Source organism: Ensifer sp. SSB1, from assembly GCF_016652895.1.
Taxonomy (GTDB): domain Bacteria; phylum Pseudomonadota; class Alphaproteobacteria; order Rhizobiales; family Rhizobiaceae; genus Ensifer.
Genome location: NZ_JAEPRP010000035.1, coordinates 23984 through 39463, shown reverse-complemented (window position 1 = coordinate 39463; position 15480 = coordinate 23984). Strand labels below are relative to the sequence as shown.

Annotated in this window: 16 protein-coding genes; 6 read left to right on the top strand and 10 right to left on the bottom strand. The window is 62.7% G+C overall.

Annotation, left to right across the window (positions count from 1 at the left end; all coding sequences use genetic code 11):
• Positions 1–895, top strand: an 895-nt coding sequence (locus I8N66_RS11475) for an acyltransferase (protein WP_291153726.1), incomplete at its 5' end; no start/stop codon positions are given.
• Between the two features lie 164 nt (positions 896–1059).
• Positions 1060–1473 carry a hypothetical protein gene (locus I8N66_RS11470; RefSeq protein ID WP_113538083.1) on the top strand — a complete coding sequence of 138 codons (414 nt, stop codon included), beginning with the start codon at positions 1060–1062 and terminating at the stop codon, positions 1471–1473.
• A 75-nt stretch (positions 1474–1548) separates the two neighbouring features.
• Here the strand turns inward: I8N66_RS11470 and I8N66_RS11465 are convergent, their stop codons facing one another.
• Complete coding sequence (locus I8N66_RS11465; protein ID WP_291153723.1) at positions 1549–1728, bottom strand: hypothetical protein; 180 nt, start codon at positions 1726–1728, stop codon at positions 1549–1551.
• A gap of 535 nt (positions 1729–2263) precedes the next feature.
• Between I8N66_RS11465 and I8N66_RS11460 the strand changes: the two genes are divergently transcribed.
• Positions 2264–2407 (top strand): hypothetical protein, encoded by a 144-nt coding sequence (locus tag I8N66_RS11460; RefSeq protein WP_291153720.1) that lies wholly within the window; start codon positions 2264–2266, stop codon positions 2405–2407.
• 20 nt (positions 2408–2427) lie between these two features.
• On the opposite strand, the gene I8N66_RS11455 is transcribed toward I8N66_RS11460, so the two are convergent.
• From I8N66_RS11455 to I8N66_RS11435, 5 genes are all read right to left on the bottom strand, one after another.
• On the bottom strand, positions 2428–2622 hold the full coding sequence (locus I8N66_RS11455; RefSeq protein ID WP_113537941.1) for a hypothetical protein: 195 nt from the start codon (positions 2620–2622) through the stop codon (positions 2428–2430).
• A 129-nt stretch (positions 2623–2751) separates the two neighbouring features.
• Positions 2752–4257 (bottom strand): sulfate adenylyltransferase subunit CysN, encoded by a 1506-nt coding sequence (cysN, locus tag I8N66_RS11450; protein ID WP_291153717.1) that lies wholly within the window; start codon positions 4255–4257, stop codon positions 2752–2754.
• Positions 4257–5210 carry a sulfate adenylyltransferase subunit CysD gene (gene cysD / locus I8N66_RS11445; RefSeq protein ID WP_113537939.1) on the bottom strand — a complete coding sequence of 318 codons (954 nt, stop codon included), beginning with the start codon at positions 5208–5210 and terminating at the stop codon, positions 4257–4259. Before cysD ends, cysN begins: the two co-directional genes overlap by 1 nt.
• A gap of 43 nt (positions 5211–5253) precedes the next feature.
• Entirely contained in the window at positions 5254–6012 is a 759-nt protein-coding gene (locus I8N66_RS11440) for a phosphoadenylyl-sulfate reductase (RefSeq protein WP_291153712.1), read from the bottom strand.
• Positions 6013–6259: 247 nt separating this feature from the next.
• Positions 6260–8173 carry a methyl-accepting chemotaxis protein gene (locus I8N66_RS11435; RefSeq protein WP_291153710.1) on the bottom strand — a complete coding sequence of 638 codons (1914 nt, stop codon included), beginning with the start codon at positions 8171–8173 and terminating at the stop codon, positions 6260–6262.
• Positions 8174–8551: 378 nt separating this feature from the next.
• Here I8N66_RS11435 and I8N66_RS11430 point away from each other — a divergent pair, with 378 nt between their 5' ends.
• Positions 8552–8941 carry a DUF6152 family protein gene (locus tag I8N66_RS11430; RefSeq protein ID WP_113537936.1) on the top strand — a complete coding sequence of 130 codons (390 nt, stop codon included), beginning with the start codon at positions 8552–8554 and terminating at the stop codon, positions 8939–8941.
• Positions 8938–9420 carry a DUF6644 family protein gene (locus I8N66_RS11425; RefSeq protein ID WP_113537935.1) on the top strand — a complete coding sequence of 161 codons (483 nt, stop codon included), beginning with the start codon at positions 8938–8940 and terminating at the stop codon, positions 9418–9420. Before I8N66_RS11430 ends, I8N66_RS11425 begins: the two co-directional genes overlap by 4 nt.
• A gap of 6 nt (positions 9421–9426) precedes the next feature.
• Here I8N66_RS11425 and betA read toward each other — a convergent pair whose 3' ends face one another.
• From betA to betI, 4 genes are all read right to left on the bottom strand, one after another.
• The gene (gene betA / locus I8N66_RS11420) at positions 9427–11076 is read right to left on the bottom strand and encodes a choline dehydrogenase (protein WP_113537934.1); all 1650 of its coding nucleotides are present in this window, start codon (positions 11074–11076) and stop codon (positions 9427–9429) included.
• 229 nt (positions 11077–11305) lie between these two features.
• Positions 11306–12769: a betaine-aldehyde dehydrogenase gene (betB, locus tag I8N66_RS11415; protein ID WP_113537933.1), complete on the bottom strand. Its 1464-nt coding sequence runs from the start codon at positions 12767–12769 to the stop codon at positions 11306–11308.
• 1 nt (position 12770) lies between these two features.
• The gene (betC, locus tag I8N66_RS11410; protein WP_113537932.1) at positions 12771–14306 is read right to left on the bottom strand and encodes a choline-sulfatase; all 1536 of its coding nucleotides are present in this window, start codon (positions 14304–14306) and stop codon (positions 12771–12773) included.
• Positions 14303–14905 (bottom strand): transcriptional regulator BetI, encoded by a 603-nt coding sequence (gene betI, locus I8N66_RS11405; RefSeq protein WP_113537931.1) that lies wholly within the window; start codon positions 14903–14905, stop codon positions 14303–14305. Before betI ends, betC begins: the two co-directional genes overlap by 4 nt.
• Positions 14906–15050: 145 nt before the next feature.
• On the opposite strand from betI, the gene I8N66_RS11400 reads away from it, so the two are divergent.
• A partial coding sequence (locus tag I8N66_RS11400) for an HdeD family acid-resistance protein (RefSeq protein ID WP_291153702.1) occupies positions 15051–15480 on the top strand: 430 nt, incomplete at its 3' end.

Sequence of the window (15480 nt, the reverse complement as noted above, 5' to 3'; positions counted from 1 at the left end):
CGGGATGGTCGGGGTCGACGTCTTTTTCGTTCTTAGCGGTTATCTGATCACCACGATCCTCCGCAGCGGCATCGGGTTGCCGGAATTCTACTGGCGCCGGGCGACCCGCCTATACCCGCCGCTGTTGCTGATGCTGGCTGCCTATGCAGCTTTGGCGCCCTTGGTATTCCCGGCGGCCAATCCAGCCTTCGACGTCCTGCTGGCAGGGCTTTACCTGTCCGATTACACGATGGCCTTCTGGTATCAGCCATTGAGTATCGGCCACACTTGGTCGCTTGCCGTCGAAGAGCATTTCTATCTCGTTTGGCCTCTGGTCATTCTGGCAACTCGACCGCTTCCTGTACGGCCGTTGATGTGGTTGCTGGCGGTTGGATTTGTCGTCGCAACGACCTGGCGAATCGTGGATGCCCATGTGTGGCAAGATTGGCATCGCACTTATTTTCGGTTCGATACGCGCATGAGCGGCCTGATCCTCGGCGCGCTGATCGCCGTCATGCCATGGCGGCCGCGAGGGGAGCGCGTTCGGTTCATAGGACGGGTATCGATTTACATGCTGCTTGTGGCGCTGTTGTTCTTCCGGTTCCGCAACATCTGGTTCATCGGCTGGGGCGGCATCGCCGTCGATTTGGCAGCCGCGGGCTTGGTCCTGTCGTTGGTCTCGGGTGAGACGGCGATCTCTCGATTCCTCGCGAGAGACGGGCTGCGCTATCTCGGCCTGCTTTCCTACTCGATATATCTCTGGCATTACCCCATTGCCCTGGCGCTCCGGGACCAATTGGATCCCTTCACCACATCAATCGTGGTGGGTGGGCTGGCGACACTCATCGCCGCGGTCTCGTACAGGTACATCGAGAAGCCGCTGAAGGACCTTAGAGACCGCAGGCGAGCCGCCTGATCCCCTCAAGAGGGGGCAATGGGGGCAGTGCTCTGTCATTCATCGCCTCCTATGAGCCGTTGGTCGAATAGCCGTGCATTCGCGTCCGGGTTGGCCTGTCTGCGTGCAGGCGAAGGCTCTAGGTTCCCGCCACAGTCCATCAACGATGAGGAACGGGAATGTCGATCAAGCACCTATCCATTGCCGCCGTTCTGCTAGTCGCCGGCCACACCATGGCGGCGGCGCAGAGCTGCGAGAAGAATTTCAAGGCGTCGGGCGTGCCGCTGGTGACACCGGTCTATTACAAGACCTGGCAGGAGTTTCCGAAGCTGAAGCCCGAGGCCACCTTGCAGCGGATGGCGCGGGGTGTCGCCGCGGAAGGGTTTTCCGGAATCGAGATCAACAAGTCGCTCGGAACCATCGAGGCCTATCAGGATACCGCCGGCTCCGGACGGCTGCAGACGTTGCGCGTCGTTGCCCGCAAGCGTGGTTCAGGCACGCGGGTTGATGCGATGTTCGATATTCAGGTGGGGCAGGTGGCCACCAAACAGGTGGTGCAGGAGGGGCTCTGCAACATCATCCGCTCCGCAGTCGAGTAGGGACCGGGCGGGCCCGGCGTCCAGGTAGAGGCAAGAGAGCGTTCCCATCATCGATGGCAACGCTCCATCCCCCTGTCAGCGCTGCCGCTCGAGCGTCGTTAGCACCGACTGGGCAGCGGCCTGCGCCTGCAGCACCGATGTAAAGTTGCCCTGGGCGGGATAGGTGACACCGCGAAACTTGATGACGAAGCACCATTTGCCATTGACGCGCTTCTCGACCTTCACGGTGGTTTCCGGTTGCTTATCCGTGCTCACCTTCTCGTCTCCCTGATTCGGCGCATCGTTGCGCGAAAGTCGTCCAGATACGCCGGAGTGGCCGCTTGTGTCCATCGGTACCGCTGATGCGGGATAGAAGGATCGCATTGGGAGAAGGGCGAGAGGATAGGCCTTGCCGGGTGATATCCAGCTGACGTTCACGGTCAGGCGGACTGTCCCACAACGTTCAGAAACGGTGAAACAGCCCTTTCGATCCTCATGATCGACGCGCCAACTTACGAATGCGAAGGCGGATGAAAAGGTGCGATCTGTGCGATTTCGGGTCAAGGTGAAGCGATTGCCAGCCCTGTCCTGTTTTGGGACGATGACGCCAGACGGCGAGACCTTTCCGAAGCAATGCGATTGGGCGCGGGTGCACGGCGGTCCTTTCAGCGCCGACGGCGCCGCAGCATCATCAGCGTGCCACGGCTTTATTGTTCACTTTGAAACGCCGTGTTCACCGAACGGTGCCTTATCAATGTGAACAATCGGGGCGATATTGCATTCAACACTTGTTCTTACCCGAGAGCCGAAGATGTTGAAGGAACCGATACTCACCTTTCGCGAGATCGCCATATGGACCGCCATACTCGGCAGCGTCGTCGGCTATCAGCTTTGGCAGCACGCCGAACCCGCTCCGCTGACGATGATCCTTCCGGCAATCGAACAGCAGCTTTGACGATGGATGCCGGGAGGAGGTCACTCCTCCGGCATGCCGTTACGTCGCGCCGCCTGCAGCAATTCGATTTCGCCGGCAACCGGGCCGAACTGGTTCTCCAATCGCTCGGCTTCCTCCGCATCGAGGCGATACCTCCTGGCAAATGCCTCGATCGATACGGTGCGACCGCGAACGCCGTGCTGTCTCGCGCCTTCGTCCTGATGTTCCGTTTTCATGACGCTCCTCCCATGCGGCAGGGAGATAGGGTGACAGAATTGTTTGCAAAGGCCAAACTCGGCCGCGTCGTTTCAACAACGCAAAAGGGGCCCGTTCGGGCCCCTTCTCTTATCTGCGGCGACGATCGTTCAGCCGTCGATATCGTCGATGATCTCGATCGCCCTGCCGGCGCTCACGCGCCGGACCTCGGCTTCCTCGCGGCGGCCCGCAAAGAGTTCGGTCGCCATCAGCTGGTCGGCAAGGTCGGCCGGCAGCGAGAGGATGACGCGGGCGTCTTCCGTATGGATGCCGCCGAATGCCGAACGCTTCGCCGTGATCATGCCGCCGGCCACCGTGTTGTTGGTGTCCGGATCGATCAGGATGAAAGCACCGGTGGTGCGGTTCTGCTCGTAGGTGTCGAAGATCGCCTGCTCGTCGAAGGCGAGATGCACCTTGCCGATCGCGTTCATCGGCAGCTGATCGGCGTGGTTCCACTTGCCGGTCTTGAGGTCCAGCTGGTTGGCCGGCTGCACCTGAACGCGCTGGCGGCGGCTGCCGCTCTTCAGCCAGTAGCGCTTGCCGGGCTGGATGCCTTCCGGCTGCAGTGCGACGAGCTGGGCGTCGAAGGCGAGGCCGGTCAACGGCTGGCTGTCGATCGCCACGATCATGTCGCCACGAGAGACGTCCACCTGGCGGTCGAGCACCAGCGTGATGGCGTCACCGGCCACGGCCGCATTGCGCACCAGATCGAAGGTGACGATCTTGGTGACGTTGGCGACCATGCCTGAGGGCAGGATGACGACGCTGTCGCCGGGCTTCACCGAGCCGCCGGCAACCGTGCCCTGATAGCCGCGGAAGCTTTCACCGGGGCGCGAGACGCGCTGTACCGGCAGGCGGAAGCCGACAGTCTGGGCCGAACGGGTCGTTGCCAGTTCCAGCACCTCGATCAGCGTCGGGCCGTCATACCAGGGCATCGAAGCGCGACCGTCATAGACGACGTTCTCGCCCTTCAGCGCCGAGACCGGGATTGCCGTGACCTGGCGGACGCCGAGCGACAGCGCCAGTTCGCGGAATTCATGGTTGATCTCTTCGAAGCGGTTGCGGTCGTAGTCGGTCAGGTCGATCTTGTTGACCGCCAGCACGAACTGCTTGAAGCCCATCAGCGTTGCGATCGTCGCATGCCGGCGGGTCTGTTCCAGGAGACCGACGCGAGCGTCGACGAGCAGCACGGCGAGATCCGCGGTCGAAGCGCCGGTCGCCATGTTGCGGGTATATTGCTCATGGCCGGGCGTGTCGGCGACGATGAACGAGCGCTTGTCGGTCGAGAAATAGCGATAGGCGACGTCGATGGTGATGCCCTGTTCGCGCTCGGCCTGGAGGCCGTCGAGCAACAGCGCGAAATCGGGCAGGCCGAGATCGTTCTGCTTGCCGTTGGAATCGCGCTGCAGCGTCGCCGCCTGGTCTTCCTTGACCGCCTTGGTATCCCAGAGCAGGCGGCCGATCAGCGTCGACTTGCCGTCGTCGACCGAGCCGCAGGTGATCAGGCGAAGCGGGCGGCTGTCGCGCGTGGCGCGCGCCGGCTCCTGTGCCGGGAAAGCGAGAACTTCGCCGGCTGCAACGTCCTGAACGGCATTCGCGGTTGCGGGAGCAGTCATCAGAAATATCCTTCGCGCTTCTTCTTTTCCATCGAGCCGGATTGGTCACGGTCGATGGCGCGGCCCTGGCGTTCGGAAACGGTCGCGGTTTCGAGTTCGGAGATGATGTCGTCGAGCGTCGTGGCGTTCGAGCGGATGGCGCCCGTCAGCGGGAAGCAGCCGAGCGTGCGGAAGCGGATCACTTCCTCGCGCTTGGTCTCGCCCGGCAAGAGTTCGAGACGCGGATCTTCGGCGAGGATCATCATGCCGTCGCGTTCGACGATCGGGCGCTTCTCGGCGAAGTAGAGCGGCACGATCGGGATCTCTTCAGCCTGGATGTAGCGCCAGATGTCTACCTCGGTCCAGTTGGAGAGCGGGAAGGCGCGCACGCTCTCGCCCTTGCGGATCATGCCGTTATAGACGTTCCAAAGTTCCGGACGCTGGTTGCGCGGGTCCCAGCGGTGGTCGGGCGTACGGAAGGAGTAGATGCGCTCTTTGGCGCGGCTTGCCTCTTCGTCGCGGCGCGCGCCGCCGAAGGCAGCATCGAACTGGCCGGCGTCGAGCGCCTGGCGCAACGCCTCGGTCTTCATGATGTCCGTATAGAGCGCCGAACCGTGGGTGAACGGCGTGACGTTTTCGGCAGCCCCCCGCGGGTTGACGTGCTCGATCAGGTCGAGGTCGTAGCGCTCGACGATCTCGTTGCGGAACGCGATCATCTCGGCGAACTTCCAGCCGGTATTGACGTGCAGCAGCGGGAACGGGACGCGGCCGGGATAGAAGGCCTTGCGCGCGAGGTGCAGCAGAACGGAGGAATCCTTGCCGATCGAATAGAGCATGACCGGGCGCTCGAACTCGGCGGCCACTTCGCGGAAGATGTGGATCGCTTCATTTTCCAGTGCCTTCAGATGCGGATCGAGCGGCGGTTTGGCGCTCTGCGGATTATGCAGTTCCGTTTCCGGATGGATATGGGGCATTTCAGTCTCCGGGAGGATTTGTCTTCAGAAGAGCGCGCCAGCCTCAGGCGGCGCTGCTCGCATTCGGGATGGTGGAACTGGCAGCAGTTTCCGGAACATGCAGACCACATTCGCGCTTTTCGTCGTTTTCCCACCACCAGCGCCCGGCGCGCTCCGGCTCGCCGGGCTTGATGGCGCGGGTGCAGGGCTCGCAGCCGATCGACGGATAACCGCGGGCGTGCAGCGGGTTGACCGGTACGGCATTGGCCGCGACGTAAGCGCGGATGGTCTCGATGTCCCAGTCCGCCAACGGATTGATCTTGATGAGGCCGCGTTCGGCGTCCGCCTCGGCAAAGGGTGTGGAGGCGCGGTTACCCGACTGGCCGCGACGCAGGCCGGTGATCCAGAAGGTTGCCCCTTCGAGTGCGCGCGCAAGCGGCTTCAGCTTGCGCACGTCACAACAGGCATGCCGGGCTTCGACGCTTTCATAGAAGCCGTTGAGGCCGTAACGCGCCGCATAGGCGTCGACGTCGGCCTGCTCCGGGTGATAGCGCTTGATCAGGCTACCGTAGGTTTCTTCGGTCTTGTCGATGAGGGCGACCGTCTCATTGAACAAGCGCCCGGTTTCCAGTGTTGCGACGTCGATGGACAGCTTGTTTCCGCCGATGGCAGCGGTGATCACCTGGTCCTCAATGCCAAGCGAGGTCGTGAAGACGGCGCGTCCTTCAAGACTGGCGACAAGGGCCAGCCGCCCGGCGAGATCCAGGCCTTCGAGCGTCTCGTTCAGTGCCTTGGCAGTGGTTTCGAGGGTTGACGTTGTCATGGCTGCGTCCTGTTCCAACTTGGTCGGAATATCGCAGCCCAATGCGACAATGGACAGAAATAGCGGTTTCTAATGCTCTTTGTTTGGAGCAAATCTGCCTCTCAGAATGAAAGGCAGCGAAAAACCGAATATAGACTAGTAAATTACTAGATTTTATACTTTAATTGCGGTCGGAGAACAGCGTTCAATAGGAAAAGGCGCGAACCAGGCGGTACGCGCCTTCGCTACGGATGGGCCAAGCCGGCCGTCAGAATTCCGCCCAGCCGTCCTCCTGTGGCTGCGCTGCGCCGCGATAGGCGCTGGCGAGCTTGCGGCTCAAGGCGCGGGCGGGCGAGGGCGCGGCAGTCTCTTTGCTCACCCTTGCCACGAGGTGGGGTGTGGCCGGGCGGCCGCCACCGGTCTTGAAGCGCATCAGCAGATCGTTGAGCGCGCCAGCCTCACGGGCGAGGCTATGGCTTGCTGCGGTCGATTGCTCCACCATTGCCGCGTTCTGCTGTGTTCCCTGGTCGATCGCGTTCACCGCGGTGTTGATCTGCTGGATGCCGGCAGCCTGTTCGCGTGCGCTTTCGACGATCGCGGTCACGTGGCTGCTGATCTCCTGGACCTCAGTGATGATGCTTTCGAGTGCCGTGCCGGTTTCGCGCACCAGCGTGACGCCGGACTTCACCTGCTGGCCGGATGTGGCGATCAGCACCTTGATCTCCTTGGCGGCCTGTGCGGAGCGCTGGGCAAGCTCCCGCACCTCCTGGGCGACGACGGCGAAGCCCTTGCCGGCTTCGCCGGCCCGTGCCGCCTCGACGCCGGCGTTCAGCGCCAGGAGGTTGGTCTGGAAGGCGATATCGTCGATGACACCAATGATACTGGAGATCTCCCGCGATGAGGCTTCGATGCCGCTCATGGCGGTGACTGCATTGCCGACGATCTCGCCGGACTTCTCCGCAGCACCGCGGGTGCGGGTCACGAGCATGCCAGCTTCCTCCGCACGCCGGCTGGCATCCGCAACGGTGGTCGCGATCTGGTCGAGCGCCGCCGCCGTTTCCTCGACCGATGCGGCCTGCTGCTCCGTGCGCTTGGAGAGGTCGCCGGCGGCCGCGCGGATTTCGCTGGCGCCGGCATTGATGCTGCGGGCGTTATCGCCGACCGAGCGTAGCGCATCTTCGAGATTGGCGACGGAGCTGTTGAAATTGGTGCGCAGCGCGTCGAGCCGTTCGGCAAGCGGCGTTTCGATCCGGAAGGTGAGGTCACCTTCGGCCAGCCGGTCGAGGCCGTGGCCGAGTGCATTGACCGCGGTCTGGATTTCGGCTGCTTCCTTGGCCTTCTGTGCCTCGCGTTGCTCCCGCTCGCGTTCTGAAAGTGTTCGGCCAGCCTCCGCCTCCTGCTCCAGCCGCTGGCGTTCCAGCCCATTGTCGCGGAAGACCGCGACGGCACCGGCCATCTGGCCGATCTCGTCGCGACGACCTTCGCCGAAGATCAGCGTCGCGAGATTGCCGGCTGCGAGTTGCCGCATGGCCTCGCGCAGCTTCGTCAGCGGCCGGAAGAGGCCGGCAACTACGAACCACACCGTTGCCCCGAGAAGCGCGATGGCAAAGGCGGCGATCATGACCTGCCATCGTGTCAGGGTGTCCTTTTCCACCTTGGCTGCTTCCAGCTCCTGGTTGGCTTCTGCGAGCTGAAGCTTGACGAGAGCGCCAATCGGCTCTGCCAGCGGGTCGATGGCCGCATAGAGGCGGCCGTCGATAAACCGTCCGAACTCGGCCATGTCCTGTCGATCGATGATCTCGAGCATGTCCCTGACCGCCTGCTCGCTGTCGACGCGGGCTACGTCGAAGGTCTTCGCAAGCTTCTGTTCCTCAGGTGTCAGTCTCGTTGCTTCGTATGCCCGCCATTCCTCATCGATGGTGTCGAGCGCTGCGCTGATCTTGTCCTTGCCCTCCGTCCACCCGAGCGCGCCGCTTCGCATCTTGTGAGTCGTATCGACGATTTCGACGGCATACATGTCGGCGACGGTATCGAGTTGCGCCACAGGCAGCAGCCGGTCGGCGACGATCGATTCGGTTCGTTTGGAGATCGATGTCATCGCATTGAAGGCCATGACGATCATGACCAGCATGGCGACGGCGAGCAGGGATAAACACAAGAGCAGGCGTGCTTTGATTGTCATGAGTAACGCTCCGCGGTTACCCGCAAGGCAAATCATCCTCGGCCGGCGACCGCGGGCGCACCGCAAGGACGTCGGGAAGCGAGCTCGCCTTGGCAGGGGAGTGATGACGATGATGGGATGGAGCACGCGACATCTCGCGGCGAAACTGCCGTCATGGCGTTCGCCCAGCGTTCACTCCGTCTCATATAGACATAACAACCGGAGATTAAAAATGGCTAAATTTTAAGCTGTTTATTAATGTTCGCGCAACCCTCGGTCATCGCAACTTTAAGCGGCGGCTGGTTGCATGCTCAAGAAGTGTTGAAGATCTTGTGCTTTCGCAAACCGTCCTTCCGGTTCAAGCTGCCGCTTCTCCGAAACAGGCGAAGGAGCAGGCACATGTTGAAGGCCATTTCGCGCCATGGCATTGCAGCGGGTATCCTGACAGGACTTCTAGTCACCGGTGCCTATGCCCATCACGGCTGGTCCTGGGCCGAAGCCGGCCAGGTCGAGCTTGCGGGCACCATCCGCGAAATATCGATGGCACCACCGCACCCGACCTTGCAGGTGGAATCGGCTGCGGATGGCATGTGGCATGTCGAGCTCGGCAACCCCCGGCAGACGGAGCGTTCAGGCTTTGTCGATGGAACGGCCAAGGTCGGTGACGCCGTCGTCGTTCTCGGCAACCGCTCGCTCGACCCGAGCGAAAAGCGCATGAAGGCCGTGCGCATCACTGTCGCCGGTAAGACCTATGACATCTACCCGGAACGCATCCGGGCTGGCGGATGAGCGCAGCCGATCTTGTCGAATGGATCGCCGGCTGGCCGGTGGGGATGGCGCTCAGGCGCTCGGCGCTTCTCTATCTCGTCGTCAATGCAGCCCACATCCTGGCGATTGGCCTGCTGATCGGCGCCATCCTGCCGCTGGACCTCAGACTGCTCGGCCTCGTTGGTCAAACGCCCGTTGCGGTGCTCGGCCCGTTTCTCGCCCGCGCGGCGGTCATCGGTCTTGTGCTGGCTGTTCTGACCGGCATCTGCCTCTTCAGCGTCCGGCCGTCCGCCTATCTCGCCAATCCGGCGTTCCTGACCAAGCTCGCCTTGCTGGCGCTCGGCATTTTGAACGCACTTACTGTCCGCGTGAGCCCTGGCTGGTCAGCCGCTCTTGCCGGAGGCGCGATCGCCCCGCGCTTGCGCGTGCAGGCATTAAGCTCCCTGATCCTATGGCCAAGTGCGCTGCTCGCGGGTCGTTGGGTCGGTTTCGCCGGATAGTCGTGCTTACCGGTCGCTGACCTGCCAGCGCGGGTTGATCCACGGTTCCTGGTTGGAACGCGCCAGCGGCTGCTTGCCGAGAATATGATCGGCCGCCTTTTCGCCGGTCATGATCGAGGGGCTGTTCAGGTTGCCGTAGGTCACGTGCGGGAAGATCGAACTGTCGGCGACACGAAGCCCGTCGACGCCGATGACGCGGGTCTCCGGATCGACGACCGCCATCGGATCGTCCTTGGCGCCCATCCGGCAGGTGCCGCAGGGGTGGTAGGCGCTTTCCAGATGCTCGCGCAGGAAGGCGTCGATCTCGTCGTCCGACTGTACATTCTCGCCCGGCTGGATCTCCGGGCCGCGATAGTGGTCGAAGGCCTTCTGGCCGAAGATCTCGCGGGTGAGGCGCACGCAGTGGCGGAATTTCTCCCAGTCCTCCGGGTGGCTCATGTAATTGAAGCGAATGACCGGGTCGGCCATTGGGTCGGAGGAGCGCAGCGTGACGTTGCCCCGCGACTTCGAGAGATTGTAGCCGACATGCACCTGGAAGCCATGCGTATTGGCGGCAGCCTTGCCGTCATAGCTGATCGCCACCGGCAGGAAATGGTACTGGATATCAGGCTGCTTGACGCCAGGAGCCGAGCGCAGGAAGGCGCAGGCCTCGAACTGGTTGGAGATCCCGAGGCCCTTCTTGAAGAACAGCCACTGCGCGCCGGCAACGCCCTGCCAGAACCAGGGCAGCCAAGAATAGAGCGACACGGGCTTCGTTGAAATCTGCTGGAAATAGAACTCCATATGGTCCTGCAGGTTCGCCCCGACGCCGGGTCGGTCGACCTTCACCTCGATGCCCATGTCCTTCAGGTGCTCGGCCGGACCGATGCCCGAGAGCATCAGCAGTTTCGGCGAATTGAACGACGACGCGGAGACGACCACCTCGCGGTTTGCCTTGACGATCTCGATCTTGCCGCCGCGCTCGATTTCGACACCGGTCGCCCGGCCGTTTTCGATGATGATCCGACGGGCGAAGCAACGCACGAGCGACACGTTCTGCAGCTTCATCGCCGGCTTCAGATAGGCGTTCGCCGCCGACCAGCGCCGACCCTGCCAGACGGTCTGCTCCATCAGCCCGAAGCCTTCCTGCTTCGAGCCGTTATAGTCGTCGGTGAGTTCGAAACCGGCCTGCTGGCCGGCCTCGATGAAGGCATGGAACAACGGGTTGTGCACCGGGCCGCGCTTGACGTGCAGCGGCCCGTCGGTGCCGCGCCAGCCGGCTTCGCCGCCGTGCGAATGCTCCATGCGCTTGAAATAGGGTAGCACGTCCGCATAGGCCCAGCCGCGCGCACCGAGCTCTTCCCAGCGGTTGAAATCTTCGGCGTGGCCGCGCACATAGACGAGGCCGTTGATCGAGGAGGAGCCGCCGATCACCTTGCCGCGCGGCGCGGTGATGCGCCGGTTGTTGAGGTTCGGCTCGGGCTCGGAGAGATAGCCCCAGTTGTAGCGCTTCATGCTCATTGGCCAGGCAAGGGCCGCCGGCATCTGGATGAACGGCCCGGCATCCGTTCCGCCATATTCCAGCACCAGAACGGTGTTCTTGCCGTCCTCGGAGAGGCGATAGGCGAGCGCCGAGCCGGCGGAACCGGAGCCGATGATGATGTAATCTGCCTGCATAAGCGTCGTCTTTCTCTAGCGTCTCTAGAACCGGCTGGTCTTGCGCTGCTATCTCGGCCCCTCATTCCTGTGCCTGTCACAGGAATCCAGCCAAGCGACGTCTGTCGCTTGAAGACTCTGGTGCGCCACCGACGTGGCGTTGCTGGATCCCCCGGAACTCGCTACGCTCGCCCGAGGATGAGGGAGGTAAAACAGCCGCCTTTCAAGGGGGCGGCCGCAGCCCTCAATCTCAATAGGGCGCCTGCACCGGTCCCATGCCGACATAGACGGTCTTCAGCTCGCTGTAGTGGTTGAGCGCCGCCACCGAATTCTCGCGGCCGAAGCCTGACTGTTTCGAACCGCCGAAGGGGATTTCCACCGGGCAGAGATTGTAGGTGTTGATCCAGAGCGTGCCGGCTTCGAGCTGGTCGACCACGCGGTGCGCGCGGGTGATGTCGGCGGTGAAGACGCCGGCCGAAAGGCCGAATTCGGTGGCATTGGCGCGGGCGACCACCTCGGCCTCGTCGTCGAAGTCGAGCACGCACATCACGGGCCCGAAGATTTCCTCGCGCGCGATCGTCATGCCGTCAGTGACGTCGGCAAAGACCGTCGGCTGGATGTAGGTGCCTTCGCTGTTGACCGCATTCGGGATGCCGCCGCCGGTCACGAGCCGTGCGCCTTCGGCCTTGCCCTTCTCGATATAGGAGAAGACCTTGTCGCGCTGCGGCGCCGAGACCATCGGGCCGAGCTGCGTCGCCTCGTCCATGGGATCACCGATGACGATCGCTTCAGTGCGGGTTTTCAGCCGTGTGAGGAACTGTTCCTTGATGCCCTTCTGCACGAAGACGCGGGTGCCGTTCGAGCAGACCTGGCCGGTCGAATAGAAATTGCCGAGCATGGCGCCGCCGATGGCGCTTTCAAGGTCGGCATCGTCAAAGACGATCAGCGGCGACTTGCCGCCGAGTTCCATGGTGACGTGCTTGAGTTCGGCGGCGGCCGCTCCCGCCACCTTCTTGCCGGTCGGCACCGAGCCGGTCAGCGACACCTTGGCGACGTCAGGATGGTTGACCAGCAGCGGGCCCGTCGACCGATCGCCCTGGATGACGTTGTAGAGGCCCTTCGGCAGGCCTGCCTCCACAAGGATCTCGGCGATCTTCAGGGCGCCGAGCGGCGTGTTTTCCGACGGCTTGAAAACCATGGCGTTGCCGGCGGCAAGCGCCGGTGCGCCTTTCCAGCAGGCGATCTGCTGCGGATAGTTCCAGGCGCCGATACCGACGCAGACGCCGAGCGGCACGCGCTTGGTATAGGCGAAATCGCCGCCGAGCGGGATGTAGTCGCCGTTGAGCGCGGTGGCGATCACGCCGCCGAAGAACTCGAAACTGTCGGCGCCCGAGGTCGGGTCGGCGACGATCGTCTCCTGGATCGGCTTGCCGGTGTCGAGCGTTTCGAGTTCGGAGAGCTCGCGGTTGCGCTCGCGCATGATCTCGGCGGCGCGCTTCAGGATGCGGCCGCGGGCCGTCGGGCTCATCGCCGCCCATTCCGGCTGGGCGCGCTTGGCCGCGGCGATCGCCTTTTCGACGATCGCAGGGGTTGCCGCGTGCAGCCGCGCGATGACTTCGCCCGTTGCCGGATAGATGCTCTCGATGACGGTGCCGCCGATGTCCTCGACATATTCGCCGTCGATGAAGTGCGAGGCTTGTGGTTGGGCTTTCATCTCATTCTCCTCGCGGATAGCGTTTGGATTCCTCGAGATTGTCGAGGTTCATATGGTTGCGCATGTAGCGCTCGGATGCCTTTTGCAGCGGCTGGTGATCCCAGGGGTAGTAGGCGCCGTTTCGCAGCGCCTCGTAGACCACCCAGCGCCGGGCCTGGCTTTCGCGTACAGCCGCATCGAAGGCGTCCATGTCCCAGTGGGCGGCGCACATGTCGCGAAACGCCTGCAAGGTTGCCGCCTGCACCGGCGTTTCCGGATTGGCCGCGAGGTTTTTCAGTTCCAGCGGGTCGGCTTCGAGATCGTAGAGCTGATCCGGGTCGAGCGCGCAGTGGATGTATTTCCACTTGCCTTCGCGAATGGCGACGAGCGGCGCGTAGGAGGCTTCCGCCGCATATTCCATCAGCACCAGCTCTGAGCGCTCCTCGCCGTTGATCATGGGCACGAGGCTGATGCCGTCGGTCCAGGGCTTGACCTCGTCCATGGAAATGCCGGCGAGGTCTGCAAGCGTCGGCGTCACGTCGAGGTTTGAGGTCGGCGCCAGGTGCAGGCCGGGCGCGACGCCGGGTCCGGCAACCATCAGTGGCACGCGAGCCGAACCCTCGAAGAAGTTCATCTTGAACCACAGGCCGCGCTCGCCGAGCATGTCGCCGTGATCCGAGCAGAAGAAGATCAATGTGTCGTCGAGCATGCGGCTGTGCGTCAGCGTGTCCACGAGTTCGCCGACTTTTTCGTCGAGGTAGGAGATGTTGGCGAAGTAGGCCCGGCGCGAGCGGCGGATATTGTCTTCCGTCAGGTCGAAATTGCCGTAATCGCAGGAATGCATGATGCGCTTGGAATGCGGATCCTGCTGATCTTCCGGCAGCATGCCCACTTCGGGCAGCAGATGCTCGCAATTCTCGTAGAGGTCCCAGAACTTCTTGCGCGCCACATAGGGGTCGTGCGGATGGGTAAACGAGACCGTCAGGCACCAGGGGCGGCGCTCTGCGTCATCGTTTTCACGCGACAGCTGGTAGAGCTTCTGGTTGGCGAGGAAGGCAACCTCGTCGTCATATTCCATCTGGTTGGTAATCTCGGCAACGCCGGCGCCGGTGACCGAACCGAGATTGTGATACCACCAGTCGATGCGCTCGCCGGGCTTGCGATAGTCCGGCGTCCAGCCGAAATCGGCCGGGTAGATATCGGTCGTCAGCCGCTCCTCGAAGCCGTGCAACTGGTCCGGGCCGACGAAATGCATCTTGCCCGACAGCGCCGTGTAGTACCCGGCGCGGCGCAGGTGATGCGCATAGGTCGGGATGGAGGACTGATACTCGGCGGCATTGTCGTAGACGCGGGTGCGGCTCGGCAATTGCCCGGCCATGAAGGAGGCGCGGGCAGGGGCGCAGAGCGGCGACGAGGTGTAATTGTTGCGAAACCGGGCCGAGCGGGCTGCCAGCGCCTTCAGGTTCGGTGCATGCAGGAACGCGGCCGGCCCGTCCGGAAAGAACTTTCCGTTCAACTGGTCGACCATGATGATCAGGATGTTCGGTCTTGCGGTCATGCGGCCGTTCCCCGGTATTTGAGCCGATCGATGTGCGAGGTGACGTAGTCTTCCGTGAGTGCGATCGAGGCTTCGATGCTGATCGGCGCGGAGCGCAGACTCTGGCGGATATAAAGCCCGTCAATCATCGCAGCAGCGCCTTCGGCAATGCGTTCCGCGTCATCGTCGGCACAAAGCGCCTTGAGGCTTGCCATGAGATTGGAGCGCAAGCGCCGGGCATAGACAACGAGCAGCCGCCGCACCTCTTCCGACCGCTGCGCCTCCGAATAGAAGGCGAGCCATGCGGCAATCGTATCGGGGGCAAACTGGCTTGCCTGGAAGGAGACGCGGATGAGTGCGCTCAGCCTTTCGCGCGGGCTCACGACTGCGCGAAGCGCCGTCACCGTGTCGTCGCGCAATTGCCTTAGAAGGCTGCGGATCGTCTCGATCAGCAATTGTTCCTTGCTGCCGAAATAGTGGTGGGCAAGGGCAGGGGAGACGCCGGCCTGACGGGCGATCTCGGACATGGTGACGGTCAGCGTGCCCTGGTCGCCGATCACGCGCAACGCTGCGTCCACCAGCGCCTTGCGGCGCACCGGCTCCATCCCGACCTTCGGCATTCGTCTCTCCCTTGACGGTGGTCAGTTTATTTTTGATTGACTCATCAATCAATAAAAATCTTCGGTGTTTTTGCTTTCCTTTTTCGTAGAAATCCGGCTCAATCCTCCGGTAGCAATCCTGAGTCTCGAAAGACTGGAGGTTGAAATGACCCATGCATTCGATCATGCCGACAAGACTGCTATTGCCGGCAAATGGGGATGGTTCGTCGCCCTCGGCGTGCTGTTGATCATGTGCGGCGGTCTTGCCTTCGGCAATCTGCTGATGGCGACAGTCGCATCGGTCTATTATGTCGGGATCATCATGCTGGTCGGCGGGCTCTTCAATCTCGCGCACGCCTTCCAGGTCAAGGGCTGGGACAGCGTGCTCTACTGGGGCTTGAGCGGCGCCTGTTATACGATCGCCGGTCTCTTTGCCTTCATCAATCCCGTGCTCGCCTCGTCCTTCCTCACCTTCGTGATGGCGATCGCGCTGATCGTCGCCGGCTGCTTTCGCGTCTGGGTGGGGCTGAAGCTTCGGCCGGTGCAGGGTTGGGGATGGGTGGCCCTCGGTGGTCTGGTCACGCTTGTGGCCGGCC